The organism is Streptomyces sp. NPDC005202, assembly GCF_040608235.1.
Taxonomy (GTDB): Bacteria; Actinomycetota; Actinomycetes; order Streptomycetales; family Streptomycetaceae; genus Streptomyces.
Genome location: NZ_JBEXHW010000013.1, coordinates 160,372 through 183,623, shown reverse-complemented (window position 1 = coordinate 183,623; position 23,252 = coordinate 160,372). Strand labels below are relative to the sequence as shown.

The window sequence follows — 23,252 nt, the reverse complement described above, 5'->3', positions numbered from 1 at the left end:
AGGGCCAGATCTTCGTCAAGGGCGAGGTCATCAAGACCGTCCCCGAGTCGAAGATCGTGGAGACCCTCATCGAGGAGGCCATGAAGCTCGCCGAGGAGATGGAGCGGAACGGCGTCGCACCAGGCGCCCCCACCGGTACGGGGACACCGACAGTGGCAGTGAGTTGAAGCACAGCACGGACCGAGAGGGGGCCCAGCGTGACCATTCTGGAGAACATCCGGGGACCACGCGACCTGAAGGCGCTGTCCGAGGCGGAACTCGGTGAACTGTCCGACGAGATACGTGAGTTCCTGGTGCACGCGGTCGCCAGGACCGGCGGCCACCTCGGGCCCAACCTGGGGGTGGTGGAACTCACCATCGCGCTCCACCGGGTCTTCGAGTCACCGGTCGACCGCATCCTGTGGGACACCGGCCACCAGAGCTACGTCCACAAGCTTCTGACGGGACGTCAGGACTTCTCGAAGCTGCGCGGCAAGGGGGGACTGTCCGGCTATCCGTCGCGCGAGGAGTCCGAGCACGACGTCATCGAGAACAGCCACGCCTCCACCGCGCTCGGCTGGGCCGACGGGCTCGCCAAGGCCCGCCAGGTGCAGGGGCAGAAGGGCCACGTCGTCGCCGTCATCGGTGACGGCGCCCTGACCGGGGGCATGGCCTGGGAGGCGCTGAACAACATCGCGGCGGCCAAGGACCGGCCGCTGATCATCGTCGTCAACGACAACGAGCGCTCGTACGCGCCGACCATCGGCGGCCTGGCGAACCACCTGGCCACCCTGCGCACGACCGACGGCTACGAGAAGGTCCTGGCCTGGGGCAAGGACGTCCTGCTGCGCACACCGGTCGTCGGCAACACCCTCTACGAGTCCCTGCACGGCGCGAAGAAGGGCTTCAAGGACGCCTTCGCCCCGCAGGGCATGTTCGAGGACCTGGGTCTGAAGTACGTGGGCCCGATCGACGGGCACGACATCAAGGCGGTCGAGTCGGCGCTGCGCCGTGCGAAACGCTTCCACGGGCCGGTCCTCGTCCACTGCCTCACCGTGAAGGGCCGCGGCTACGAACCCGCCCTCGCCCACGAGGAGGACCACTTCCACACCGTCGGTGTGATGGACCCGCTCACCTGCGAGCCGCTCACACCGTCCAGCGGCCCGTCCTGGACGTCGGTGTTCGGCGACGAGATCGTGAAGATCGGCGAGGAGCGGGACGACGTCGTGGCGATCACGGCCGCCATGTTGCACCCGGTGGGCCTCGGCAAGTTCGCCGAACGCTTCCCCGACCGGGTGTGGGACGTCGGCATCGCCGAGCAGCACGCGGCCGTCTCCGCCGCCGGTCTCGCCACCGGCGGCCTGCACCCGGTCGTCGCCGTCTACGCCACCTTCCTCAACCGCGCCTTCGACCAGCTGCTGATGGACGTGGCACTCCACCGCTGCGGGGTCACCTTCGTCCTCGACCGGGCCGGCGTCACCGGCGTCGACGGGCCCTCCCACAACGGCATGTGGGACATGTCCGTCCTCCAGGTCGTCCCGGGCCTGAGGATCGCGGCGCCACGCGACGCCGACCAGTTGCGCGCCCAACTGCGCGAGGCGGTCGCCGTGGACGACGCGCCGACAGTGGTGCGCTTCCCGAAGGAGTCGGTGGGCCCGTCGATCCCGGCGGTCGACCACGTGGGCGGCATGGACGTGCTGCACAGAGCGGACCGGCCCGAGGTGTTGCTCGTCGCCGTCGGCGTCATGGCACCGGTGTGCCTCCGGGCCGCCGAGCTGCTCGAAGCCCGCGGCATCGCCTGCACCGTCGTCGACCCCCGCTGGGTCAAGCCCGTCGACCCGGCGCTCCCGGGCCTCGCCGCCGGCCACCGCCTGGTCGCCGTCGTCGAGGACAACAGCCGCGCGGCCGGCGTCGGCGCCGCGGTGGCCCTGGCGCTCGGCGACGCCGAAGTCGACGTACCGGTGCGGCGGTTCGGCATACCCGAGCAGTTCCTCGCGCACGCCAAGCGCGGGGAGGTGCTGGCCGACATCGGCCTCACGCCCGTCGAGGTCGCCGGACGGATCGGCGCGAGCCTGGCCGTCAAGGAACAGGCCGGGACGCTCCCGGAACAGCAGACCGCCGGAGCCGTCACGGCAGTCAAGGAGAAGGCTGAATGACCACGGAGTTCGACCTCGGCAGACTCCTGGCCGAGCGCGGAGCCGAGCGCTACGAGCTGCACGCCAGGCACCTCAACCACCAGCTGCCGCGGATGCTGCACACCATCGGCTTCGACAAGGTCTACGAGCGGGCCGAGGGCGCGTACTTCTGGGACGCGGACGGGAACGACTACCTGGACATGCTCGCCGGGTTCGGGGTGATGGGCCTGGGCCGCCACCACCCCGTCGTCCGCAAGGCGCTGCACGACGTCCTCGACGCCCAGCTCGCCGACCTCACCCGCTTCGACTGCCAGCCGCTGCCCGGACTGCTGGCCGAGCGGCTGCTCGCGCACAGCCCGCACCTGGACCGGGTGTTCTTCGGAAACAGCGGGACGGAGGCGGTGGAGACCGCGCTGAAGTTCGCCCGCCGCGCGACCGGCAAGCCGCGGATCCTGTACTGCGAGCACGCCTTCCACGGCCTGACCACCGGCTCCCTGTCCGTCAACGGCGAGGACGGCTTCCGGGACGGCTTCGCCCCCCTGCTGCCCGACACCGCCGTCCCGCTCGGCGACCTGGACGCCGTGGCGCGGGAGCTGAAGAAGGGCGACGTCGCCGCCCTGATCGTCGAGCCGATCCAGGGCAAGGGCGTCCACGAGGCTCCCCCCGGCTATCTGCGGGCCGCCCAGGAGCTGCTCCACAGGCACAAGGCGCTGCTCATCGCGGACGAGGTGCAGACGGGCCTCGGCCGCACCGGCGACTTCTACGCCTACCAGCACGAGGACGGTGTCGAGCCGGACCTGGTGTGCGTGGCGAAGGCCCTGTCGGGCGGATACGTGCCCGTGGGTGCGACCCTCGGCAAGGACTGGATCTTCAAGAAGGTCTACTCGTCGATCGACCGGGTGCTGGTCCACTCGGCGAGTTTCGGCTCCAACGCCCAGGCCATGGTGGCCGGCCTCGCCGTGCTGTCGGTCATGGAGAACGAGCAGATCGTGGCCAACGCGCGGGCGACGGGCGAGCAGCTGAAGTCCCGGCTCGCGGCGCTGATCGACAAGTACGAGCTGCTCGCCGACGTCCGCGGCCGGGGCCTGATGATCGGCATCGAGTTCGGCCGGCCCCGGTCGCTGAAGCTGCGCAGCCGCTGGACCATGCTGCAGGCCGCGCGCAAGGGCCTGTTCGCGCAGATGGTGGTCGTCCCGCTGCTGCAACGCCACCGGATCCTCACCCAGGTCTCCGGCGACCACCTGGAGGTGATCAAGCTGATCCCGCCGCTGGTCATCGGAGAGCGGGAGGTGGACCGGTTCGTCGACGCCTTCACCGCTGTGATGGACGACGCACACGGCGGCGGACTGATGTGGGACTTCGGGAAGACGCTGCTGAAGCAGGCCGTTGCCAACCGGTAGCCGGGCTCACCAAGCGGCCCCGCTGGGCCTTGCCTCTGAGGCAAAGAATTTGCCGGAGAGGCAAGTCTGCGGCTGAATGGAGGTATGAGCTTCCCCGAGTCCGAGCCCTCGGCGGGGCCGGTCGAGGAACTGCCCGCCGTCGCGCCGCAACTCCGTGCGCTGCGCCGTCGCGCCTCCCTCACCCTGGAGGCCGCGGCCCGCGCCGCCGGGCTGTCGCCCGCCCACCTCTCCCGCCTGGAGACCGGGCAGCGCCAGCCCTCGCTGCCGATGCTGCTCACGCTCGCGCGTATCTATGGTACGACCGTCTCCGAACTGCTCGGCGAGACCGTTCCCGAGCGGGACGCGATCGTGCGCGCCGCCGACATGGAGCCGACCCGGGCCGGCGGCTGGACGTACTGGCAGACAGGCGCACCCAGCCGCGGGATGCAGGCCCTGCGGGTCCGCGTGCCGTACGGCTCCCAGGGCGACATCGTGCGCGTGCACCCCGGCGAGGAGTGGCTGTACGTCCTCAAGGGGCGGCTGCGGCTGCGCCTCGGGGACACCATGCACCGGCTCGCACCGGGCGACAGCGCGCACTTCGACTCGCTGACCCCGCACCGCATCGCGGCCGAGGACCACGACGGGGTCGAGCTCCTCTTCGTCCACACCTTGCTGCAGAGCCCCACGGCCGCGCTGTGCCTGGGGCCCGTCACTGGAGACATACCATGAGCAACCTGGAAGAGAAGTTCCCGCGCGCCCTGTGGGTCCGGCTCATCATCTACATCGCCGTCGGGCACATCTTCGCCGCCTTCGTCTGGCTGCTGTTCGAGGTCGGCGCGAAGTAGCACCGCCACCCTCGGCAGCAACCGGCCCGTCAGTCGAGCAGCCGCTCCCGCAGCCGCTCCCGGGTCTGCGGAAGGAGCCCCAGCCCTCGCTCCAGGTAGGCGTCGACGCCGCCCCAGGTCTCCTCGATGGTCTCCATGGCCGCGGTCAGATACTCGGCGCGTGCCTCGAAGAGGGGGCTGAGCAGCTCCATGACCTCGGGGGAGTAGGCCGAGGCCGAGGTGGCGCTGCGGTGCACCTTGTAGCGGCGGTGCTTGGCGTTCGACTCCAGGTAGTCCGCGAGGATCGCCTCACGCTCCACGCCCAGGGCGAGGAGCGTCACGGCGATCGACAGGCCCGCGCGGTCCTTGCCGGCCGCGCAGTGCATCAGGGCGGGGACACTGTCCTCCGCGAGTGCGTGCAGCACCCGGGAGTGTTCGGCGGTGCGCTCCTTGATGATCGTGCGGTAGGAGGCGATCATCCTGTTCGCCGCCTTGCCGTCCGCGAGGATCGCACGCAGCTGGTCGAGGTCGCCGTCGCGGACCATCTTCCAGAACTCGGCGCCGTCCGCCGGGTCGCTCAGCGGCAGGTTCACATTGCGTACGCCGGGCAGCTCGACGTCCGGCCCCTCGAGCTTCTTGTCGGCCGCGTTGCGGAAGTCGAAGACCGTGTGCAGGCCCAGTGAGGCGAGGAAGGCCGCGTCCTGTTCGGTCGCGTGCGCGAGGTGGCCGCTGCGGTACAGCACACCGTGCCGCACCCGCCGTCCGTCCACGGTCGGCAGTCCGCCCACATCACGGAAGTTGCGCACTCCGGCCAGCTCGGGCTCGGTCGACGGGACCTGCTGCGTCACTGGGGCTCCCTCCCACATTGCCCCGCCGTCACGGCTCGTCGGCGGGCGCGACACCGACCATACGACATCGATTCCTGGGGCAACTGGGGCAACGAGTTGTCCACAGGCGTTGCCTCCGGGCCCGTACCCCTTGATGATGTTGGCGCTTGAGTGGACCTGTTCGGATCTGTGGGGGCGGACATGCTGGAGAGCGCCGACGACGGCCGTACGTGGCTCCTGACGGGCCCCGCGAGCAGTTACGCCGTCCATCTCACCGAGCACGACGAGCTGCTCCACCTGCACTGGGGCCCCAGGATCGCGCTCGCCGACGCCGAGGCCCTGGCCGCCCGCCCGCTGCCTGACCACTGGCCCTTCGAGTCCCCGCTCGACGGGCACGAGGAGTACCCGGTCGAGGGCGGCCCCCGCTTCGTGCGGCCCGCGCTGTCCGTGCGCACCGCCGAGCGGCGCGGCACCGAGTGGGCCTTCGAGGCGTACGAGACCGAGGACGGCGAACTGCGGCTGCGGTTCAGCGACTGCGGCCTGGCCGTCACGCTGCACTACCGGATGCGCGGCGACGTCGTCGAGCGCTGGGTGACCCTCGACAACCAGGGCCCCGAGGCCCTGGAGCTGCTGCGCGCCGACTCCGCCACCTGGACCCTGCCCGACCGCGAGGGCTGGCGGCTGTCCCAGTTGCACGGCCGCTGGGCCGCCGAGTCCCGGCTCGTGCGCTCCGACCTCACCTACGGGGAGAAGGTCATCGGCAGCAGCCGCGGCCACACCGGCCACCAGCACCTGCCGTGGGTCGCCCTCGACACCGACGCCACCGAGGAACACGGCGAGGTCTACGGCTGTGCCCTCGGCTGGTCCGGCTCCTGGCGGATCGCGGTCGCCGGGCTCCCGGACGGGCGGGTGCAGATCACCGGCGGCGCCGGGTACGACGACTCGGGCCTGCTGACGCTGGCCGCTGGGGAGTCGTACACGACGCCGGTCTTCGCGGGCCTGTTCAGCGACGGCGGCTTCGGCGGCGCGAGCCGCGCCTGGCACGCCTACCAGCGGGCACGTCATCCCGGACGCGGACCGGGACCGGCCGGTGCTCTACAACTCCTGGGAGGCCACGGAGTTCGACATCTCCGAGGAGCGGCAGCGGGCGCTCGCGCGGCGGGCGGCGGCCATCGGCATCGAGCTGTTCGTGGTCGACGACGGCTGGTTCGGCGCCCGCACCAGTGACCGGGCCGGGCTCGGCGACTGGCGGCCCAACCCCGACCGCTTCCCGGCCGGCCTGAAGCCGCTCGCCGACCACGTGCACGCCCTCGGCATGCAGTTCGGCATCTGGGTCGAGCCCGAGATGGTCAATTCGGACAGCGACCTGTACCGCGCCCACCCCGACTGGGTGCAGTACCAACCAGGACGAAAGCGGACGGAATTCCGCAACCAGCTCGTGCTCAACCTGGCCCGCGAGGACGTCCAGGAGTATCTGTGGGAGCAGCTCGACGGGCTCCTGTCCAGCGCCCCGATCGACTACGTGAAGTGGGACTTCAACCGCTGCTTCACCGACGCCGGCTGGCCCGGGGAGTCGTATCCGCAGCGCCTGTGGGTCGACCACGTGCGCGCGGTGTACGCCCTGCTGGACCGGCTGCGGGCCGCCCACCCGGGCGTCGCCTTCGAGTCCTGCTCGGGCGGCGGAGGCCGCGTCGACATCGGCATCATGAGCCGGACGGACCAGGTGTGGACCTCGGACAACACCGATCCGCTCGACCGCCTTGTCATCCAGCACGGCTTCAGCCAGATCCATCCCGCGCGGGTCATGGCCGCCTGGGTCACCGACAGCCCGAACACCCAGCTCAACGGGCGGGTTTGCGCTTCCGTTTCGTCAGCGCCATGGCCGGAGTACTCGGCGTCGGCGGCGACCTCACCGGGTGGACGGAGGAAGAGCTGACCGAGGCACGGGCTTGGGTGGCCCTCTACAAGGAGATCCGGCCCGTCGTGCAGCGCGGCGACCTCTTCCGGCTGCGCCCGCCGCAGGGCGGGCTGAGCGCGGTGCAGTACGTGCTCGGCGGCGAGACGGTCGTCCTCGCCCTGCTCCAGGCGCAGCACTACGTCGAGCCGGTTCCGGCGCTGCGGCTGCGCGGCCTCGACCCGACGGCGATGTACGAATGCCGAAGTGGGGGTCCCCCCGGCTCGAGTGCAGCCGAGAGCCTGCGGGAAGGTGAAGTGCTCCGCGGTGCCGTCCTGCTGCATCACGGGCTGCGCACCGGGCTCGGTGGCGACCTCGATGCGACGGTTCTCCGCCTCCGTCGTATCTGAAACTACTGTCCGAATTGCAGCCTTCATTCCAACTCGCTCCGGATTAAGGGGTGCTGGAAAGCGGCCGCGTGAGGAGCATCATATTCGTGACCGAGCGTCGCCCGTCATGTTCACGTAATTCGTGTAATATTCCAGGGAATTGAACAAGGAAAGGGCGATCGAATTCACGGAGGGTGACCGGGAATTCCCGTAACGGATCAAGCAAAAGGCGGAGAACTGTGACCATCTGCTTGTCCCTGCGTGTCTTGATCGCTTACGTTCTCCACCGATCCGGACGGACGCCGAATCCTGCCGCCGTCCGGGGCCCGCACACTCACCTGTGCACGGCAGGAGCGGCGGGACCCACAGGTACGACTGCCTGTTCCGGTCTCCGGAACGGCTAGGGGTTAAGCCGCGTCCCCGCGGCCGGGCATCTCCAGCCCGAACCCGACAGCTCACCTCGCAGGCGCCGGAGAGGAATTTGCCATGCCGGCGAAGGGAAAGCACCGCCGCCCGAAGCCCCAGCGCTTCACCCGCACCATCGCCGCCGCCGGAACCGGTGGCGCCGCCCTCGCCCTGCCGCTCATCGGAGCCACCGGCGCCCACGCGGCCCCCGCGCAGTCCGTCTCCGAAAAGGCCGTCCAGACCGTCCCGTGACCGGGAAGACGGCCGCCGCCAAGTACGCGGGCGTGCGGATCTACACCGTCAGGACCGGCGACTACCTCTCGAAGATCGCCGAAAAGCAGCATGTCGTCGGCGGCTGGAAGAAGCTCTACCAGGACAACCGCCGGGCCATCGGCGACGACCCGTCGCTGATCCACCCGGGCCTGAAGCTGACGCTCGGCCACAAGGCCGCGACGACCGACGCGACACAGGCGCCCAAGTCGTCGTCCTCCGCATCCTCCTCGGCCTTCGTCACGAAGGGTACGAAGGCCACGAAAGCCACGAAGGCCACCCAGGCCGCCCAGACCACCTCCACCGGCTACACCCTCCCCGTGACCGGCGCCACCATCGGCACCGGCTACCACGTGGCCGGCAGCATGTGGTCCAGCGGCTACCACACGGGCGTCGACTTCGTCGTGCCGACCGGCACCCCGGTCAAGGCCGTGGCCGCGGGCACCGTCGTCTTTGCGGGCTGGGGCGGCGCGTACGGCAACCAGGTCGTCGTCAAGCTGAGCGACGGCTACTACGCCCAGTACGCCCACCTGTCCTCCCTCTCGGTCTCCGCCGGCCAGACCGTGACCGCGGGCCAGCAGCTCGGCCTGTCCGGTGCGACCGGCAACGTGACTGGCCCGCACCTGCACTTCGAGATCCGCACCACGCCGAACTACGGCTCGGACGTGGACCCGGTCGCCTACCTTCGCTCGCACGGCGTCGCCGTCGGCTGACGCGCGCGCCCCTCGGAACCACCTGCCTGACACGCCGCCGAAGGCCGGACCCCGATCCCCGGGTCCGGCCTTCGGTGTTCGGCGGCTCGTTCCTGCCGCGTATTCCCGGTTGAGCCAGAAACGGAAAGTGGCTTATCTCACCGCCCGTCAACCCCTGCCTACGGTCGCGTAGGTCACATCAAAGGTGAATCATGGGCCGATGTGGCAGACGATTCGAAGAGTGACAGCAGATCAGTGATCGGGTCGTACGTGGCGGTGGGGGACAGCTTCACCGAGGGTGTCGGCGACCCCGGCCCCGACGGGGCGTTCGTCGGCTGGGCCGACCGGTTCGCCGTGCTCCTCGCGGACCGGCGGCCCGAGGGCGACTTCAACTACACGAACCTCGCCGTGCGCGGCAAGCTGCTCGACCAGATCGTGGCGGACCAGATCCCGCGGGCCGTCGAACTCGCCCCGGACCTGGTGTCGTTCTGCGCGGGCGGCAACGACATCATCCGCCCCGGCACCGACCCGGACGACGTGGCGGAGCGCTTCGAGAAGGCGGTCGCCCGGCTCGCCTCCGCCGCCGGCACCGTCATGGTCGCCACCGGCTTCGACACCCGGGACGTGCCCGTCCTCAAGCACCTGCGCGGCAAGATCGCCACATACAACGGGCACGTACGGGCCATCGCCGACCGCTACGGCTGCCCGGTGCTCGACCTGTGGTCCCTCAAGGCCATCCAGGACCGCCGCGCCTGGGACGACGACCGGCTGCACCTGTCTCCCGAGGGGCACACGCGCGTGGCGCTACGCGCCGGGCAGGCCCTCGGTATCGACGTCCCGGCCGACCCGGAGCAGCCCTGGCCACCGCTGCCGCCGCGCGGCACCCTGGAGATCCGCCGCGACGACGTCCACTGGGCGCGTGAGTACCTGGTGCCGTGGATCGGCCGCCGACTGCGCGGCGAGTCGTCGGGCGACCACGTGAGGGCCAAGGGCACGCTGTCGCCGGACGACATCAAGATGCGGATCGCTTCGGTGGCTTGAGGGCGGGCCGCAGTCGGGCTCCGCGTACCGAAGTCACCAAGGGGCACGACCTCGACACCGGGTCGTGCCCCTTGTCGTTGCCGGGGGGCGGGCGAGAGGCCCGCGCCGTTCCATGGCGGTCGGTGACGCTCCGCGGGCTCCGGGGCGGTCGGCGGATGCTCCTCGGGTTCCGGGGCGGGGCGAGGCGAAGGCGTCCTCACCGTTCCGCGGCCGTCAACGCCTCCCGCTCCAGCCCCAGTTCCCGGGCCAGCGCCTCGTCCACCCACTCCTGGGCCCGCGCGCGGGAGACCGCGGCCCCGTATGCCGTCATCTGCACGGCGAGCCCGTCCAGGAGAGCCGTCAGGCGCAGGGCCGCACCGGTGGGGTCCGGGCAGCGGAACTCGCCCGCGGCCACGCCCTCCGCGACGACCTCGGCGATCGCGGCCTTCCACTGCTTGTCGAGGTCCCGCGTAACCTCCCGCAGGGCGGGTTCGCGCAGCGCGGCCGCCCACCCCTCGATCCACAGCCGCCAGCCCTTGGCCTGCCCGGTCGGCGCGTACCAGCGCACGGCGGCCCGCAGTCGGCGCAGCGCCGTCGTACGCCGGCCGAGCAGCTTGCGCAGGTGTGCGAGGTCGTCCTCGGCCGCGTAGGTGAACGCGGCGGCGACCAGCTTCTCCTTCGTCGAGAAGTGATAGAGCACCAGCGCGTTGCTCACACCGAGCGCCGAGGCCACGTCGGCGATCCTGACCGCCGCCACGCCCCGCGCCTCGATCTGCTCGATGGCGGCCCGCAGCAACTCCTCGCGCCGCTCCGCCACGCTCAACCGCACTCTCGCCACGCGGTCACCCTAATCGGTCGCGTCCCAGGAACAAGGCGAGACCTCGCCGCAGGCGCCCGCTCGCGCGACGACGACCTCTTGCCACCCCTGCGCGGCCGGCCACGGTACCCGCACTGCTGGCTGCTCATTCAGTCAGCAGCGGCGGCTCAGTCGACGAACTGGTGGTCCAGCCTGATGCGGCCGTCCTCGGCCAGTACGAGAAACTCGCGGCCGCCTCCCGTCGCCCGGTTCTCCTCCCGGTGGAAGGACTCCCAGCGGAACGTGATCACATCACGCAGCTGCTGTGCGGGCTCCCGGATCCGGAACACATACGTCCCGGGGGCGACGAACTCCTCGTAGGCGCGCGTCACGCGCGCGTGCAGCTCGTCGTGGCCCCGGGCCTCGAGGACGGCGGTGGTGAAGCCGAGGCCGACCGCCCGGTCGTGCATCTCCGGGGGCGTGCATCTCCGGGGGGCGGGCATCTCCGGGGGCGGGCGCAGGACGTGCAGCCCGTCCTCCGCCCACAGGCCGTGCACGGTCTTGCAGCGGATCTCCGTATCGGGCTCGTTCCAGACGCCGATGTAGTGCTCGATCAGGTCCTGCGGGTCGATGGCGGGCAAGGACGCTCCTCGTGCGGGGCGGCTCGGTTCGGCCGTGTTCTGCGGTGCGCCACCGATGCTGCTGCCGGCGTGTGTCCGGCTCAATTCCCGGCAGGGTATGACGCGTCGGGCTCGCCGAGGACCGCATGCGCGTCCGGGGCGCATCGCGCGCGGGGTGCATCGCGCGCCGAGGTGCATCGCGGCATCGCGCGCCGGGGTGCACGAAAGGTCCGTCCGCCGTCACCGGTACCACCCGAAGCGCTCCGCGATCACCGGCAGCCGGTCGGCGACGATCGCGTGCGCGGCGGCCCGCGGGGTCGTCCCGTCGGCCTCCGCGCGGGCCAGCATCCGGTCGATCAGGGCCCGCATCGAACGCCGCGTGTACGCGAACGCCTCGTCCGCGTCGGCGCCGATGTCGCCGAACAGCGTCCACCACCACCAGGCGTTCGTCCCGGAATTGACGACGACGTCCGGCAGCACGGTGACCCCGCGCGCGGCCAGCAGTTCCTCCGCCTCGGGCAGGACGGGCATGTTGGCCGCCTCGACGATCCAGCGGGCGGTGATCCGCTCCTGGTTCGCGGTGTCGATCGCGTAGGAGACGGCGGCCGGCACCAGGACCTCCGCGTCGGCGGACAGCCAGGCGTCACCCGGCAGTTCACGGTCCTCGGGGCGCAGCACCGAGCGGTCGACGGTGCCGTAGGCGTCCCGCGCGGCCAGCAGTGCCTCGACGTCCAGGCCCGCCGGGTTGGCGACCGTGCCCTTGATGTCGGCGACGGCCACGACCGCCAGGCCCGCGCGCGCGAGGAAGCGTGCCGTGGCTCCGCCCATGGTGCCCAGGCCCTGGACGGCGACCCGCGTCCCCGCATACGGCATCCCGGCCCGGTCCAGGGCCGCCAGCACCGACTCAGCGACCCCGCAGCCGCCGACCAGTTCGTCGAGCCCGATGCCGTCCACCTCGACCGCGAACGCGTCCGCGAGCCGCCGCCGGGCTGTGGCCTCGTCGTCGAGCAGCGGGTACACGGCCTGGATGGACGACACGAGTCCCGCCTCGGCCGCTGCCCTGTCGACGAGGTCCTGGGTGAGGCCGAGGTCCTCGCCAGTCGTCCAGAAGTTCTCGATGTACGGCCGCATCGCGCGCAGATAGCGCACCAGCAGCCCGTACGCCCGAGGGTCCTGGGGATCGCAGTCGATGCCGCCCTTGGCGCCGCCCAAGGGGATGTAGCGGCCCTCGGGGTTGTAGTGCAGGGCCTCCTTCATGGTCATGCCGCGGGCCAGCCCGGCGACCTCCTCCAGCGTGCAGCCCTCACGCATCCGCAGACCGCCGCTGGAGACGCCGCGCACCAGCCGGTCGACGACCAGGAACCCCCGGCGGCCGGTGACGTGGTCGGTCCAGGTGAGCGACATCAGGGGGGCGGTCATGCGGTCTCCTCGGGAATGGTGATCAAGGTGGGGCCGGGCGCCGCCGAGGGCCTCGGACGACACCCGGAGGATGGCACCTCGAGGCTCCGCTCGATGGACCAGCTCGGTGGGGAGGCCGGACGTGGCGCCTCCAGGGGCTGCGGTGTGCGCCGGGTGCTGACCAATACGGCGATTACTGAACCGTGAGTCAGTATCGGAACAGGTCTCCTGCCCTGTCAACGCTCTGAACGGAGGGGAGAGAAGCCGGACGCGGCCACGCACACCGCACCGGACGCCCTGCATCGCGGCGACCGACGCTACGGAGCCGGGGGCCGAGGCCGGCCGGGCGGCGGTCGCCGGGGCGGTCTGGGCGCCGGGGACAGGACCTCTACTTCGTAGAGGTCCTGACGCGGTCCGCCGCGGCGGCCGGCGCGTCGCACGAGTCCTTGAACCCCTGACTGGTCAATTCGAGCGCGGAGTTGACGCGCGAGCGCAGGTTCTCCACCGCCACCATCGCCGTCAGCTCCACCCCCAGCGCGGGCTCGCCCAACCGGTCGCGCAGCCGCTCGGCGAGGCCGTCGTTCACGGTCGGCGGGGTGGCCGTCATGGCCTCGGCGTAGGCCATGACGTCGCGCTCCAGCGGCGTGTACGCGTCGCTGCCCCGCCACACGGGGACGTCGTGCACCTTTTCGGGAGCGATGCCGCGCTCCCGGCTGATCCAGTGGCCGAAGTCCATGCACCACGAGCAGCCGATCGCGGCGGCCGTCGCCATCTCGGCGAGCGCCCGGAGGCCGGGGTCGAGCCTGTTCCACTTCGACACCGACTGCTCGAACCGCATGGTGCCCCACAGCACGCGCAGGTTGTGGGCGAGCGCCTTGACGGGGTCGAGGGCCTTGCCGTAGGTGCGCTTGGTATACCACTGGGTCAGGCGGTGGAGGAGGGTCGGGGGCGGAGCGAGCGAGACGCGGGCCATGGGGGCCACCTCCCTGTACGCCGGTTCCGGTGCACCTCGAAGGTGCCTTCACCGGATACGACGGACGGGGCCGCGCCCGTGTGACATCGGGCTGTCGGAGGAGCCCTCCATAATGGAAAGCCTGACCGACTCCACCTGGAGGTATCGTGGCCGGATTCCGTTCCCTGAGCTCCGGACTCAGCGCCCTGCAGCCCGCGGCCTTCGGTGCGGACCCGAGCGGGGAGCGCCTGGCGCGCATCCGCCGATCACCCCACTTCAAGGACGGCGTCTTCCAGAACCCCGGGGGCGTCGCACGGACCCGGCCCTCCGGCTCGATGCTGGACTTCGCCAAGCTCTTCTTCGACAAGGACGAGCGCCCCCGCCGTGCTCCGCAGGGCACGGTGCCGCTGCACGCCACCACGCTCGCCGATCTGGCCAGGCCCCCGGCCACCGGCCTGCGGCTGACATGGATGGGGCACTCCAGCGTGCTCGCGGAGATCGACGGCCGGCGGGTGCTGTTCGACCCCGTGTGGGGCGAGCGCTGCTCGCCCTTCCCCTTCGCCGGTCCCAAGCGGCTGCACCCGGTGCCGCTGCCGCTGGCCGCCCTGGGCCCGGTCGACGTCGTCGTCATCTCGCACGACCACTACGACCACCTCGACATGCCCACCATCAAGGCGCTGGCCGGCACCGACACCCTGTTCGCCGTGCCGCTCGGCGTCGGCGCCCACCTCGAGCACTGGGGCGTGTCCGCCGGCCGCCTGCGCGAGCTGGACTGGCACGAGTCCACCAAGGTCGGCGCTCTCACGCTGACCGCGACCCCGGCCCGGCACTTCTGCGGCCGCGGCCTGCGCAACACCCAGCACACCCTGTGGGCCTCCTGGGTCGTCGCGGGCGAGGAGCACCGGGTCTACCACAGCGGCGACACCGGGTACTTCGAGGGCTTCAAGGACATCGGCGCGGACCACGGCCCGTTCGACGCCACGATGATCCAGATCGGCGCGTATTCGGAGTTCTGGCCCGACATTCACATGACGCCCGAGGAAGGCATGCGTGCCCACCTGGATCTCCAGGGCGAGCCGTCGGCCGGCCCGATGCTGCCGATCCACTGGGCCACTTTCAACCTGGCGCCCCACCCGTGGGCGGAGCCCGGCGAGGGGACGATGGCGGCGGCCCGCGCGGCCGGCGCCCGCATCGCCCTGCCGCGCCCCGGCGAGCCCTTCGAGCCGACCGCGGAGACCGTGCCGTGCGAGCCGTGGTGGCGCGGGGTGGCGCGTGCCCCGGCGGGCGGCTGGCCCGCGGCGGAAGCCCTGGCCGAAGGGGCGATCAAGACCGCGGCCGACGCGGCGGCCCGGGGCCAGTCCGACACGGCGGGTGACACCGCGGAGGACACGGCGGAGGGCACCGGCGACCCCGAAACCGTCCCGGCGGGCTGACCGCGGGCGGGAAACGGACGGACGGCGGGGGCCGGGGAGCACAGGACTCCCCGGCCCCCGCCGTCTGTTCGTGACCGGTTCTGACCAGGTGAGTTCGATGCATGTCGGTTTTGGGACCGCACATCCCAGAGGTGGCTCGGTCTGTCGTGCGAACCCTCATACCAGAGCGCGACGCTCCCCGGGGGATTTTGTCAACTGCTCGCCGCACCTGATGCGTTAGTGACTACTGTGAGTGTCCGTCGGGCGACGCAGGGCCGAATTCCTCGGCTCTCTCGACCGGCACAGCGATGGCGCATGCCCGCTCGCGCACCCTGCGCGAGCACTCGGGCCCGACGGACCAGTACGAGGAACAGATGTCTCACCTCCGTGCACCGGCCGCACGCGCAGACCGCCGTGAGGGCGGGCGGCACGGGCGGCCGGTCACCCGCACCGTCCCCTCGCTGCCCGAGACCCACATACGGCCCCAGCTCCTGCGTCTGGCGGTGCTGCCGCCGGTCGCGGTCGCCCTCAGCGCCGGCGCCGCCGTGCTGTTCACCGTGCGCTCCACCGGGGCGCGCCCCGGCCTCACCCTGTGGGCCGTGCTCGCCGGGGCGCTCTCGGTGACGCTCGCGGGCATCGGGATCGCCGCCGTCGCCGCCGACCGCGCCGCCCGGTCCGTCCACGACCGGATCGGCGCCCTGCGCCGCAGCACCGTGCGCCGCGAGGCCGATCTGCGCGCCCTCGTGGACGCGCTGCGCCACGGCGAGACCCCGCCCCAGCGCAAGCCGCGCGGCGGTCCCCCCGAGGACGCCGACGACTTAGAACTGCTCGCCGCCGACCTGGCCCGCGCCCACGACGGGGCCGTCGCCGCCGTCGTCCGGGCCACCCAGCTCTCCAGCCAGGCGGGAAGCGAACAGAAGGTCGAGGTCTTCGTCAACCTCGCCCGGCGCCTGCAGTCCCTGGTGCACCGCGAGATCTCCATCCTCGACGAGCTGGAGAACGAGATCGAGGACCCCGACCTGCTCAAGGGCCTCTTCCACGTCGACCACCTCGCCACCCGCATCCGCCGCCACGCCGAGAACCTCGCCGTCCTCGGCGGCGCCGTCTCCCGCCGCCAGTGGAGCCACCCCGTCTCCATGACCGAGGTGCTGCGCTCCGCCATCGCCGAGGTCGAGCAGTACTCGCGGGTCAAGCTCGTCCCGCCGATCGACGGCATGCTGCGTGGCCACGCCGTCGCCGACGTCATCCACCTGCTGGCCGAACTCGTCGAGAACGCCACGGTGTTCTCCGCTCCGCACACCCAGGTCCTGCTGCGCGCCAACTTCGTCACCTCCGGACTCGCCGTGGAGGTCGAGGACCGGGGCCTCGGCATGCCGGTCGGCGAGCAGGCCAGAATGAACGCCCTGCTCGCCGACCCCGACCAGGTCAACGTCGCCAGCCTGCTCGCGGACGGCCGCATCGGGTTGTTCGTGGTCTCGCAGCTCGCCAAGCGGCACGGCATCACCGTCCGCCTGCAGACCAACATCTACGGCGGGGTGCAGGCCATCCTCGTCGTGCCGCAGGGGCTGCTGGGGACCGCGCCGGGCGTCCCCGGGGGCGTACCACAGACACAGCCGCACACGGCGGCCGAGACGCAGCCGTACACGGCGGCCGACACGCGGCGGCCCCCGGTGCCGGCGCCGTACCCGCCCGGCCCGTCGGGCGGGTACGGGACACCGGGCCCTGGCACACCGGGCTCCAACACACCGGCCATCGGCACACCGTTCCCCGGGGCACCGCACCCGCCGCACCAGGCACCGGCGCCACGTACCGGAGCGCCCGGCCCGGACGGCAGCCACACGGGCCGCGCCGCTAGGGGCGGGGACGGCAGCCACGCCGGCTCCGCCGCGTCGGCCGGGAACGGTGGGCATGTACACCCCGGTTCGACCGTGAGTGGTGGGGACATACGCCCGTCATCGCTCGGGACCGGTGACGTCGTACGCCCCGTCTCGGTCGTGAACGGTGACGCAGTTCGCCCCGCCTCGCCCGTGAACGGTGACGTCGTACGCCCCGCCCCGCCCGTGAACGGCGGCGGACCGGCGCCCCTGCCCCGGCGCGCCGCCCGCGAGGGGCGGTCGAACCCCGCCGAGGCCGTGCCCGGTATCAGGCCCGAGGACAGGCCTGCCGTCGCGACGCACGCGGCCGTGCCGCCCACCCCGCGCGACGGCACGGTGCGCGGCACCATGGGCAAACCCCAACTGCCCCGGCGCCGCGCCCAGCAGCACATCGCGCCCCAGCTGCGCGGCGGCCCGGCGCCCCGCCAGGACAGCGAGTACGTCGCCGGCCACGACCCCGGCCTGATGGCCGCCTTCCAGCGCGGCATGGGCCTCGCCGAGGCCCAGCAGCACCGGGAGCCGACCTTCCTGGAGCCGGTCCGCAAGGACGACCCCTTGACCACCTCGAGCGACGCGTCACCCCGGGACGTACCACCCCTGGCCGCGTCCCCGACCCCCGAGGCGCGGCCCGCGCACGCGTCCGCCCCACCCGAGGCGCTCGGGGCGCACGACGGCGCGCCCACGACCGGACACGACCTCACCGCCCGGCACGACGGGAGCGCACCAGCCGGATGACCAGCCCGCTGTCCACCCCCGCCCCCAGCGCCCCCGCAGACCTTCGTAACCCAAGGAGTCGATCCACCATGGCGAGCGATGCGCCGACCGGCCATGTATCCGATCTCGACTGGCTGATGAGCGGCCTCGTGCAGCGCGTGCCGCACACCACCAGCGCGGTCCTGTTGTCCTGCGACGGGCTCGTGAAGTCCGTCCACGGCCTCGACCCCGACAGCGCCGACCACATGGCCGCCCTGGCCTCCGGCCTGTACTCCCTCGGCCGCAGTGCCGGCATCCGCTTCGGCGACGGCGGCGACGTGCGGCAGGTCGTCGTCGAACTCGACTCGACCCTGCTGTTCGTCACCACCGCCGGCTCCGGCACCTGCCTCGCCGTGCTCGCCGGCCGCGAAGCCGACGCGGCGGTGCTCGGCTACGAGATGGCGATGCTGGTCAAGAGCGTCCGCCCCTACCTCGTGACCGCGCCCCGGCAGCACACCGTCGAACCCCCGGCGCTGAGGCCTTGAGCGCGACGACGGCCGGCGACGGGCCCTGGCTGGACGACGCAGCCGGACGCCTGGTGCGCCCCTTCACGGTCAGCAACGGCCGCACCCGGCCCAGCATCGCGCTCGACCTCATGTCGCAGGTGATGGTCACCGGGGCCACCCCCCTCGGCTACCTCGGCCCCGAGCACGCCCAGGCACTCGACCTGTGCCGCGCTCCCCTTCCGGTCGCCGAGGTCGCCGCCCACCTGAAGCTGCCGGCGGCGGTGACCAAGGTGTTGCTGTCCGACCTCGTCGACTGCGGGGCGCTGACCACCAAGCCCCCCGTGTTCCACCACCACCCCACCGACCGGGCCCTTCTGGAGGCAGTGCTCGATGGACTACGACGACAGCTCTGACTACGACGACGGCACCGACCCCTTCCCGACCGCGCTGAAGATTCTGGTGGCGGGAGGGTTCGGGGTGGGCAAGACGACCTTCGTCGGCGCGGTGAGCGAGATCGCCCCGCTCAGCACGGAGGAGTTGCTCACCACGGTCAGCGCGGCCACGGACAACCTCGACGGCATCGAGAACAAGGTCGAGACGACCGTGGCGATGGACTTCGGCCGCATCACCCTCGATCCGCAGCACGTGCTCTACCTGTTCGGCACGCCCGGACAGGAGCGGTTCTGGTTCATGTGGGACGAGCTGTCCGAAGGCGCCCTGGGCGCCGTGATCATCGCCGACACCCGCCGCCTGGAGGAGTGCTTCGCGGCCGTCGACTTCTTCGAGCAGCGCGGCCTCGCCTTCATCATCGCCGTCAACGAGTTCGACGGCGCCTATCGCTACGACCCCCAGGAGGTGCGCGCCGCCCTCGACCTCGACCCGGGGATCCCCGTCGTCCGCTGCGACGCCCGCATCTCCAGTTCGGGCGTCCAGACGCTGCTGAACCTCGTACGGCACCTCATCGCCCACGCACCCGCCCCCGCGCCGAGCCACGGCGCCCACATGTGATCCCACACCGCCAGGGAGCCCGTAGATGACACACGCCCACAGCGACGGAGCCCGGACATGAGCTACGACCCGCCGCGCCCGGCAGGTCGCCTGCTGCTCACCCCCGAGGACAGGGAGGCCCCCGCCCGCACCCGGCGGCTGCGCCGGCTGGGCCTGGGGGAGCGCCCCGAGGCCGTCCTCGACGCCTTCGCCGACCGCCTCGCCGAGCGCACCGTGGCGCCGTACGCGATGGTCAACTTCCTCGACGACAAGGGGCAGTTCTTCGCCGGCCTGCACACGCCCGGACGGGACGTCCTGACCGTCGACGCCGACGGGACCCGGCGCGAAGTGGGGCGCCACCTGGCTCGCGACCACGGCTTCTGCCCCCATGTCGTGGTCCGGCGCAAGGCGCTGGTCCTGGAGGACGTCTGCGACTATCCGCGCTTCGCGGGCAACCCGGTCGTCGACGAGTTCGGCATCCGCTCCTACCTCGGCGCTCCGCTCATCGACGGCACGGGGATGGTGCTGGGCACGGTGTGCGTCGTCGACGTAGAGCCGCGGCCGTGGGGCCGGGACGGCCTGGAGACCATCAAGGCGTCGGCGGCGGAGCTCGTCGGGTGGCTCGAACGGCGGGGGTCGGAGGGCTTCCTGCTCTGAGCGCGCGGTGCCCTGCGGACGCGCCGGAAGGGGCTGGGGACGGCGTGAAGGAAAGCTGCGGCCGCGCTTAAGAAATCCTCGATGGACCAGGGCGTCGCCGTACGGCAGATTGCTACGCGATTCCACCCCTCTCCCCGGATGCGGGTCCCTTCGGCATGCCCGGACCCGGGGTCTCACCACAGGAGCCGTAGCGTTGAAGGCGCTGGTCAAGGAGAAGGCGGAGCCCGGGTTGTGGCTCGTGGACGTCCCCGAGCCCGCCGTCGGACCCGGTGACGTACTGATCAAGGTCCTGCGGACCGGCATCTGCGGCACCGACCTGCACATCCATGCCTGGGACGGCTGGGCGCAGCAGGCGATCCGCACCCCGCTCGTGATCGGGCACGAGTTCGTCGGCGAGGTCGTCGCCACCGGCCGCGACGTCACCGACATCAAGACCGGCGACCGGGTCAGCGGCGAGGGCCATCTGGTGTGCGGCAAGTGCCGCAACTGCCTGGCCGGGCGCCGCCATCTGTGCCGGGCGACCGTCGGGCTGGGCGTGGGCCGCGACGGCGCGTTCGCCGAGTACGTCGCCCTGCCCGCCGCCAACGTCTGGGTGCACCGGGTCCCCGTCGACCTCGACGTCGCCGCGATCTTCGACCCGTTCGGCAACGCCGTGCACACCGCCCTGTCCTTCCCGCTGGTCGGCGAGGACGTGCTGATCACCGGGGCCGGCCCGATCGGTCTGATGGCGGCGGCGGTGGCCCGGCACGCGGGTGCGCGGAACGTCGTGATCACCGACGTCAGCGAGGAGCGGCTGGAGCTGGCGCGCAAGGTCGGCGTGAGTCTCGCGCTGAACGTCTCCGAGGCCACCATCGCCGTGGGACAGCGCGCACTCGGCCTGCGCGAGGGCTTCGACATCGGCCTGGAGATGTCCGGCCGGCCCGAGGCGATGCGCGACATGATCGCCAACATGACGCACGGCGGCCGGATCGCGATGCTCGGCCTGCCCGCCGAGGAGTTCGCGGTCGACTGGGCCCGGATCGTCACCTCCATGATCACCATCAAGGGCATCTACGGCCGGGAGATGTTCGAGACCTGGTACGCGATGTCGGTGCTGCTGGAGGGCGGCCTCGACCTCGCGCCCGTGATCACCGGCCGGTACGGCTACCGCGACTTCGAGGCCGCGTTCGCGGATGCCGCCAGTGGCCGGGGCGGCAAGGTCATCCTCGACTGGACCGCGTAACCCTCCTCCCGCGCAAGCACCTTAGGAGCTTCTCCCATGTTCGACTCCGTGCGCGACGACCTGCGCGCCACCCTCGACGAGATCCGCGCCGCCGGTCTGCACAAGCCCGAGCGCGTGATCGGCACCCCGCAGGCCGCGACCGTCAACGTCACCGCGGGCGGCCGCCCCGGCGAGGTCCTCAACTTCTGCGCCAACAACTACCTCGGCCTCGCCGACCACCCCGACGTCGTCGCCGCCGCGCACGCGGCACTGGACCGCTGGGGCTACGGCATGGCGTCCGTGCGCTTCATCTGCGGCACCCAGGAGGTGCACAAGGAGCTGGAGGCCCGCCTGTCGGCCTTCCTCGGCCAGGAGGACACGATCCTTTACTCCTCGTGCTTCGATGCCAACGGCGGTGTCTTCGAAACCCTCCTCGGCCCGGAGGACGCGGTCATCTCCGACGCCCTCAACCATGCGTCGATCATCGACGGCATCCGCCTGTCCAAGGCCCGCCGCTTCCGCTATGCCAACCGCGATCTGGCCGACCTGGAGCGGCAGTTGAAGGAGGCCGATGAGGGCGGCGCGCGCCGGAAGCTGATCGTCACCGACGGCGTCTTCTCGATGGACGGCTACGTGGCGCCGCTCCGCGAGATCTGCGACCTCGCCGACCGTTACGACGCCATGGTCATGGTCGACGACTCGCATGCCGTCGGCTTCGTCGGCCCCGGCGGCCGCGGCACCCCCGAGCTGCACGGCGTCATGGACCGCGTCGACATCATCACCGGCACCCTCGGCAAGGCGCTCGGCGGCGCCTCCGGCGGCTACGTCGCCGCCCGCGCGGAGATCGTCGCCCTGCTGCGCCAGCGCTCGCGGCCGTACCTGTTCTCGAACACCCTCGCCCCGGTGATCGCGGCCGCCTCGCTGAAGGTGCTCGACCTGCTGGAGTCGGCGGATGACCTGCGCGTCCGGCTGGCCGAGAACACCGCGCTGTTCCGCCGCCGCATGACCGAGGAGGGCTTCGACATCCTCCCCGGCGACCACGCCATCGCGCCCGTCATGATCGGCGACGCGGCGAAGGCGGGCCGGATGGCGGAGCTGCTGCTGGAGCGCGGCGTGTACGTGATCGGCTTCTCGTACCCGGTCGTGCCGCAGGGCCAGGCCCGCATCCGCGTCCAGCTGTCCGCCGCGCACTCGACGGACGACGTGAACCGCGCGGTCGACGCGTTCGTCGCGGCCCGGGCGGAGCTGGAGGCCTGAGCGGCCCGGGGGGCTTGCGATAATCGTTCGCATGATCGAAGCGCGGCGGCTGCACATCCTCCGTGCGGTGGCCGACCACCGCACGGTGACGGCGGCTGCCGCCGCGCTGTACCTCACGCCCTCCGCCGTCTCCCAGCAGCTCACGGCCCTGGAGCAGGAGACGGGCCACCGGCTCGTGGAGCGCAGCGCCAAGGGCGTACGGCTGACCCCGGCCGGCGAGATCCTGCTCAGCCACACCAACGTGGTCCTCGCCCAGCTGGAGCGGGCCGAGGCCGAGCTCGCCGCGTACAGCTCCGGCGCGGCCGGCACGGTCACCGTCGCCTCCTTCGCCACCGGCATCGCGCTGGTCGTCGCGCCCGCGGTGGCCCGCCTCGCAGAGTCGGCGCCGGGGATCCGTATCCGCGTCCAGGACGCCGAAGGCGACGAAAGCCTCCCGATGGTGCTGGACCGGCAGGTCGACGTGGCGGTCGCCGTCGAGTACCGCGGAGCGCCGCCCGCCGACGACCCCCGCCTGACCCACGTCCCGCTGTACGCCGAGCCCTTCGACGCGGTCGTCCCGGTCACCCACCGCCTGGCCGACACCGCCGAGGTCCCGCTCGCCGAGCTGGCCAAGGACTCCTGGATCGGCCCCTACCCCGGCAACCCCTGTCACGACGTGGTCGTCCTGGCCTGCGAGAACGCGGGCTTCCAGCCCCGCCTCGAACACTCCTCGGACGACTTCCGCGCGGTGGTGGCCCTGGCCTCGGCCGGGGCCGGCGTGGCCCTCGTCCCCCGCTCTGCCCTGCGCGGCATGGACCTCACGGGCGTGGTGGTTCGTCCCGTCGACGGCGTGGCGCCCACGCGCCGGGTCTTCGCGGCCGTACGCCGGGGAGCCGAGGAGCATCCCCTCATCCGCCCGGTGCTAGACGCGCTGGGAGAAGCTGCCCGGGGGTAGGGAACCGGCCGCGTCCGGCGCGCAGTCTCGGTGGGCATGCGTGTGACGATGATCCTTCCGGCTTTGACCGAGGCGACCAGTCCGCTGTTCCGCCCCATCAAGTACTCCCTGTTCCCGCCCCCTCGGCCTTGCCACCCTGGCCGGTTACCTG

The 23,252-nt window shown here is 71.8% G+C and carries 19 protein-coding genes, 3 pseudogenes and 1 riboswitch; of the genes and pseudogenes, 17 read left to right on the top strand and 5 right to left on the bottom strand.

Annotated features, from left to right (window positions below):
- The 5 genes and pseudogenes from ABZV31_RS20965 to ABZV31_RS20945 all read left to right on the top strand — a co-directional run.
- Window positions 1-167 (top strand): annotated as a pseudogene (locus ABZV31_RS20965) (4-hydroxy-3-methylbut-2-en-1-yl diphosphate synthase); the annotation flags it as partial.
- Window positions 168-197: 30 nt separating this feature from the next.
- Window positions 198-2,135, top strand: coding sequence for a 1-deoxy-D-xylulose-5-phosphate synthase (gene dxs, locus ABZV31_RS20960; RefSeq protein WP_355895817.1), 1,938 nt, complete (start codon window positions 198-200; stop codon window positions 2,133-2,135).
- On the top strand, window positions 2,132-3,514 hold the full coding sequence (locus ABZV31_RS20955; RefSeq protein WP_355895814.1) for an aspartate aminotransferase family protein: 1,383 nt from the start codon (window positions 2,132-2,134) through the stop codon (window positions 3,512-3,514). Before dxs ends, ABZV31_RS20955 begins: the two co-directional genes overlap by 4 nt.
- Before the next feature lie 84 nt (window positions 3,515-3,598).
- Window positions 3,599-4,222, top strand: a complete 624-nt coding sequence (locus ABZV31_RS20950) for an XRE family transcriptional regulator (RefSeq protein ID WP_355895811.1) — start codon at window positions 3,599-3,601, stop codon at window positions 4,220-4,222.
- Window positions 4,219-4,338: a DUF6126 family protein gene (locus tag ABZV31_RS20945; protein ID WP_355895808.1), complete on the top strand. Its 120-nt coding sequence runs from the start codon at window positions 4,219-4,221 to the stop codon at window positions 4,336-4,338. Before ABZV31_RS20950 ends, ABZV31_RS20945 begins: the two co-directional genes overlap by 4 nt.
- A gap of 29 nt (window positions 4,339-4,367) precedes the next feature.
- Here ABZV31_RS20945 and ABZV31_RS20940 read toward each other — a convergent pair whose 3' ends face one another.
- Window positions 4,368-5,165: a tyrosine-protein phosphatase gene (locus ABZV31_RS20940; protein ID WP_355895805.1), complete on the bottom strand. Its 798-nt coding sequence runs from the start codon at window positions 5,163-5,165 to the stop codon at window positions 4,368-4,370.
- Window positions 5,166-5,345: 180 nt separating this feature from the next.
- Between ABZV31_RS20940 and ABZV31_RS20935 the strand changes: the two are divergent.
- The 3 genes and pseudogenes from ABZV31_RS20935 (at window position 5,346) to ABZV31_RS20925 (ending at window position 9,835) form a co-directional block, all read left to right on the top strand.
- A pseudogene (locus tag ABZV31_RS20935) lies at window positions 5,346-7,448 on the top strand (alpha-galactosidase).
- Window positions 7,449-7,752: 304 nt separating this feature from the next.
- Window positions 7,753-7,911: riboswitch (cyclic di-AMP (ydaO/yuaA leader) on the top strand.
- Window positions 7,912-7,913: 2 nt separating this feature from the next.
- Window positions 7,914-8,815, top strand: a pseudogene (locus tag ABZV31_RS20930) (LysM peptidoglycan-binding domain-containing M23 family metallopeptidase).
- A 234-nt stretch (window positions 8,816-9,049) separates the two neighbouring features.
- Window positions 9,050-9,835, top strand: a complete 786-nt coding sequence (locus ABZV31_RS20925; RefSeq protein ID WP_355895865.1) for an SGNH/GDSL hydrolase family protein — start codon at window positions 9,050-9,052, stop codon at window positions 9,833-9,835.
- Window positions 9,836-10,031: 196 nt separating this feature from the next.
- Here the strand turns inward: ABZV31_RS20925 and ABZV31_RS20920 are convergent, their stop codons facing one another.
- The 4 genes from ABZV31_RS20920 to ABZV31_RS20905 form a co-directional block, all read right to left on the bottom strand.
- Window positions 10,032-10,652, bottom strand: coding sequence for a TetR family transcriptional regulator C-terminal domain-containing protein (locus tag ABZV31_RS20920; RefSeq protein ID WP_355895802.1), 621 nt, complete (start codon window positions 10,650-10,652; stop codon window positions 10,032-10,034).
- Window positions 10,653-10,798: 146 nt separating this feature from the next.
- Window positions 10,799-11,251 carry a hypothetical protein gene (locus ABZV31_RS20915; protein WP_355895799.1) on the bottom strand — a complete coding sequence of 151 codons (453 nt, stop codon included), beginning with the start codon at window positions 11,249-11,251 and terminating at the stop codon, window positions 10,799-10,801.
- 219 nt (window positions 11,252-11,470) lie between these two features.
- Window positions 11,471-12,649 (bottom strand): Glu/Leu/Phe/Val dehydrogenase dimerization domain-containing protein, encoded by a 1,179-nt coding sequence (locus ABZV31_RS20910; RefSeq protein ID WP_355895796.1) that lies wholly within the window; start codon window positions 12,647-12,649, stop codon window positions 11,471-11,473.
- Between the two features lie 367 nt (window positions 12,650-13,016).
- The gene (locus tag ABZV31_RS20905; protein WP_355895794.1) at window positions 13,017-13,601 is read right to left on the bottom strand and encodes a carboxymuconolactone decarboxylase family protein; all 585 of its coding nucleotides are present in this window, start codon (window positions 13,599-13,601) and stop codon (window positions 13,017-13,019) included.
- Window positions 13,602-13,747: 146 nt separating this feature from the next.
- Between ABZV31_RS20905 and ABZV31_RS20900 the strand changes: the two genes are divergently transcribed.
- The 9 genes from ABZV31_RS20900 to ABZV31_RS20860 all read left to right on the top strand — a co-directional run bounded on the left by ABZV31_RS20900 (window position 13,748) and on the right by ABZV31_RS20860 (window position 23,101).
- Entirely contained in the window at window positions 13,748-15,013 is a 1,266-nt protein-coding gene (locus tag ABZV31_RS20900; RefSeq protein ID WP_355895791.1) for an MBL fold metallo-hydrolase, read from the top strand.
- Window positions 15,014-15,366: 353 nt separating this feature from the next.
- Window positions 15,367-17,601, top strand: a complete 2,235-nt coding sequence (locus ABZV31_RS20895) for an ATP-binding protein (RefSeq protein ID WP_355895862.1) — start codon at window positions 15,367-15,369, stop codon at window positions 17,599-17,601.
- Window positions 17,602-17,669: 68 nt separating this feature from the next.
- Complete coding sequence (locus ABZV31_RS20890) at window positions 17,670-18,104, top strand: roadblock/LC7 domain-containing protein (RefSeq protein WP_355895789.1); 435 nt, start codon at window positions 17,670-17,672, stop codon at window positions 18,102-18,104.
- A complete protein-coding gene (locus ABZV31_RS20885; protein ID WP_355895787.1) occupies window positions 18,101-18,478 on the top strand; it encodes a DUF742 domain-containing protein in 378 nt (125 codons plus the stop codon). The genes ABZV31_RS20890 and ABZV31_RS20885 overlap by 4 nt, the downstream gene beginning before the upstream one ends.
- Window positions 18,456-19,073, top strand: coding sequence for an ATP/GTP-binding protein (locus ABZV31_RS20880; protein WP_355895785.1), 618 nt, complete (start codon window positions 18,456-18,458; stop codon window positions 19,071-19,073). Before ABZV31_RS20885 ends, ABZV31_RS20880 begins: the two co-directional genes overlap by 23 nt.
- Before the next feature lie 57 nt (window positions 19,074-19,130).
- Window positions 19,131-19,709, top strand: a complete 579-nt coding sequence (locus ABZV31_RS20875; protein ID WP_355895782.1) for a GAF domain-containing protein — start codon at window positions 19,131-19,133, stop codon at window positions 19,707-19,709.
- Between the two features lie 193 nt (window positions 19,710-19,902).
- Window positions 19,903-20,931: an L-threonine 3-dehydrogenase gene (gene tdh, locus ABZV31_RS20870; protein WP_355895780.1), complete on the top strand. Its 1,029-nt coding sequence runs from the start codon at window positions 19,903-19,905 to the stop codon at window positions 20,929-20,931.
- Window positions 20,932-20,967: 36 nt separating this feature from the next.
- Window positions 20,968-22,167: a glycine C-acetyltransferase gene (locus ABZV31_RS20865; RefSeq protein WP_355895777.1), complete on the top strand. Its 1,200-nt coding sequence runs from the start codon at window positions 20,968-20,970 to the stop codon at window positions 22,165-22,167.
- Window positions 22,168-22,198: 31 nt separating this feature from the next.
- Window positions 22,199-23,101 (top strand): LysR family transcriptional regulator, encoded by a 903-nt coding sequence (locus ABZV31_RS20860; protein WP_355895775.1) that lies wholly within the window; start codon window positions 22,199-22,201, stop codon window positions 23,099-23,101.
- Window positions 23,102-23,252: the final 151 nt, after the last annotated feature.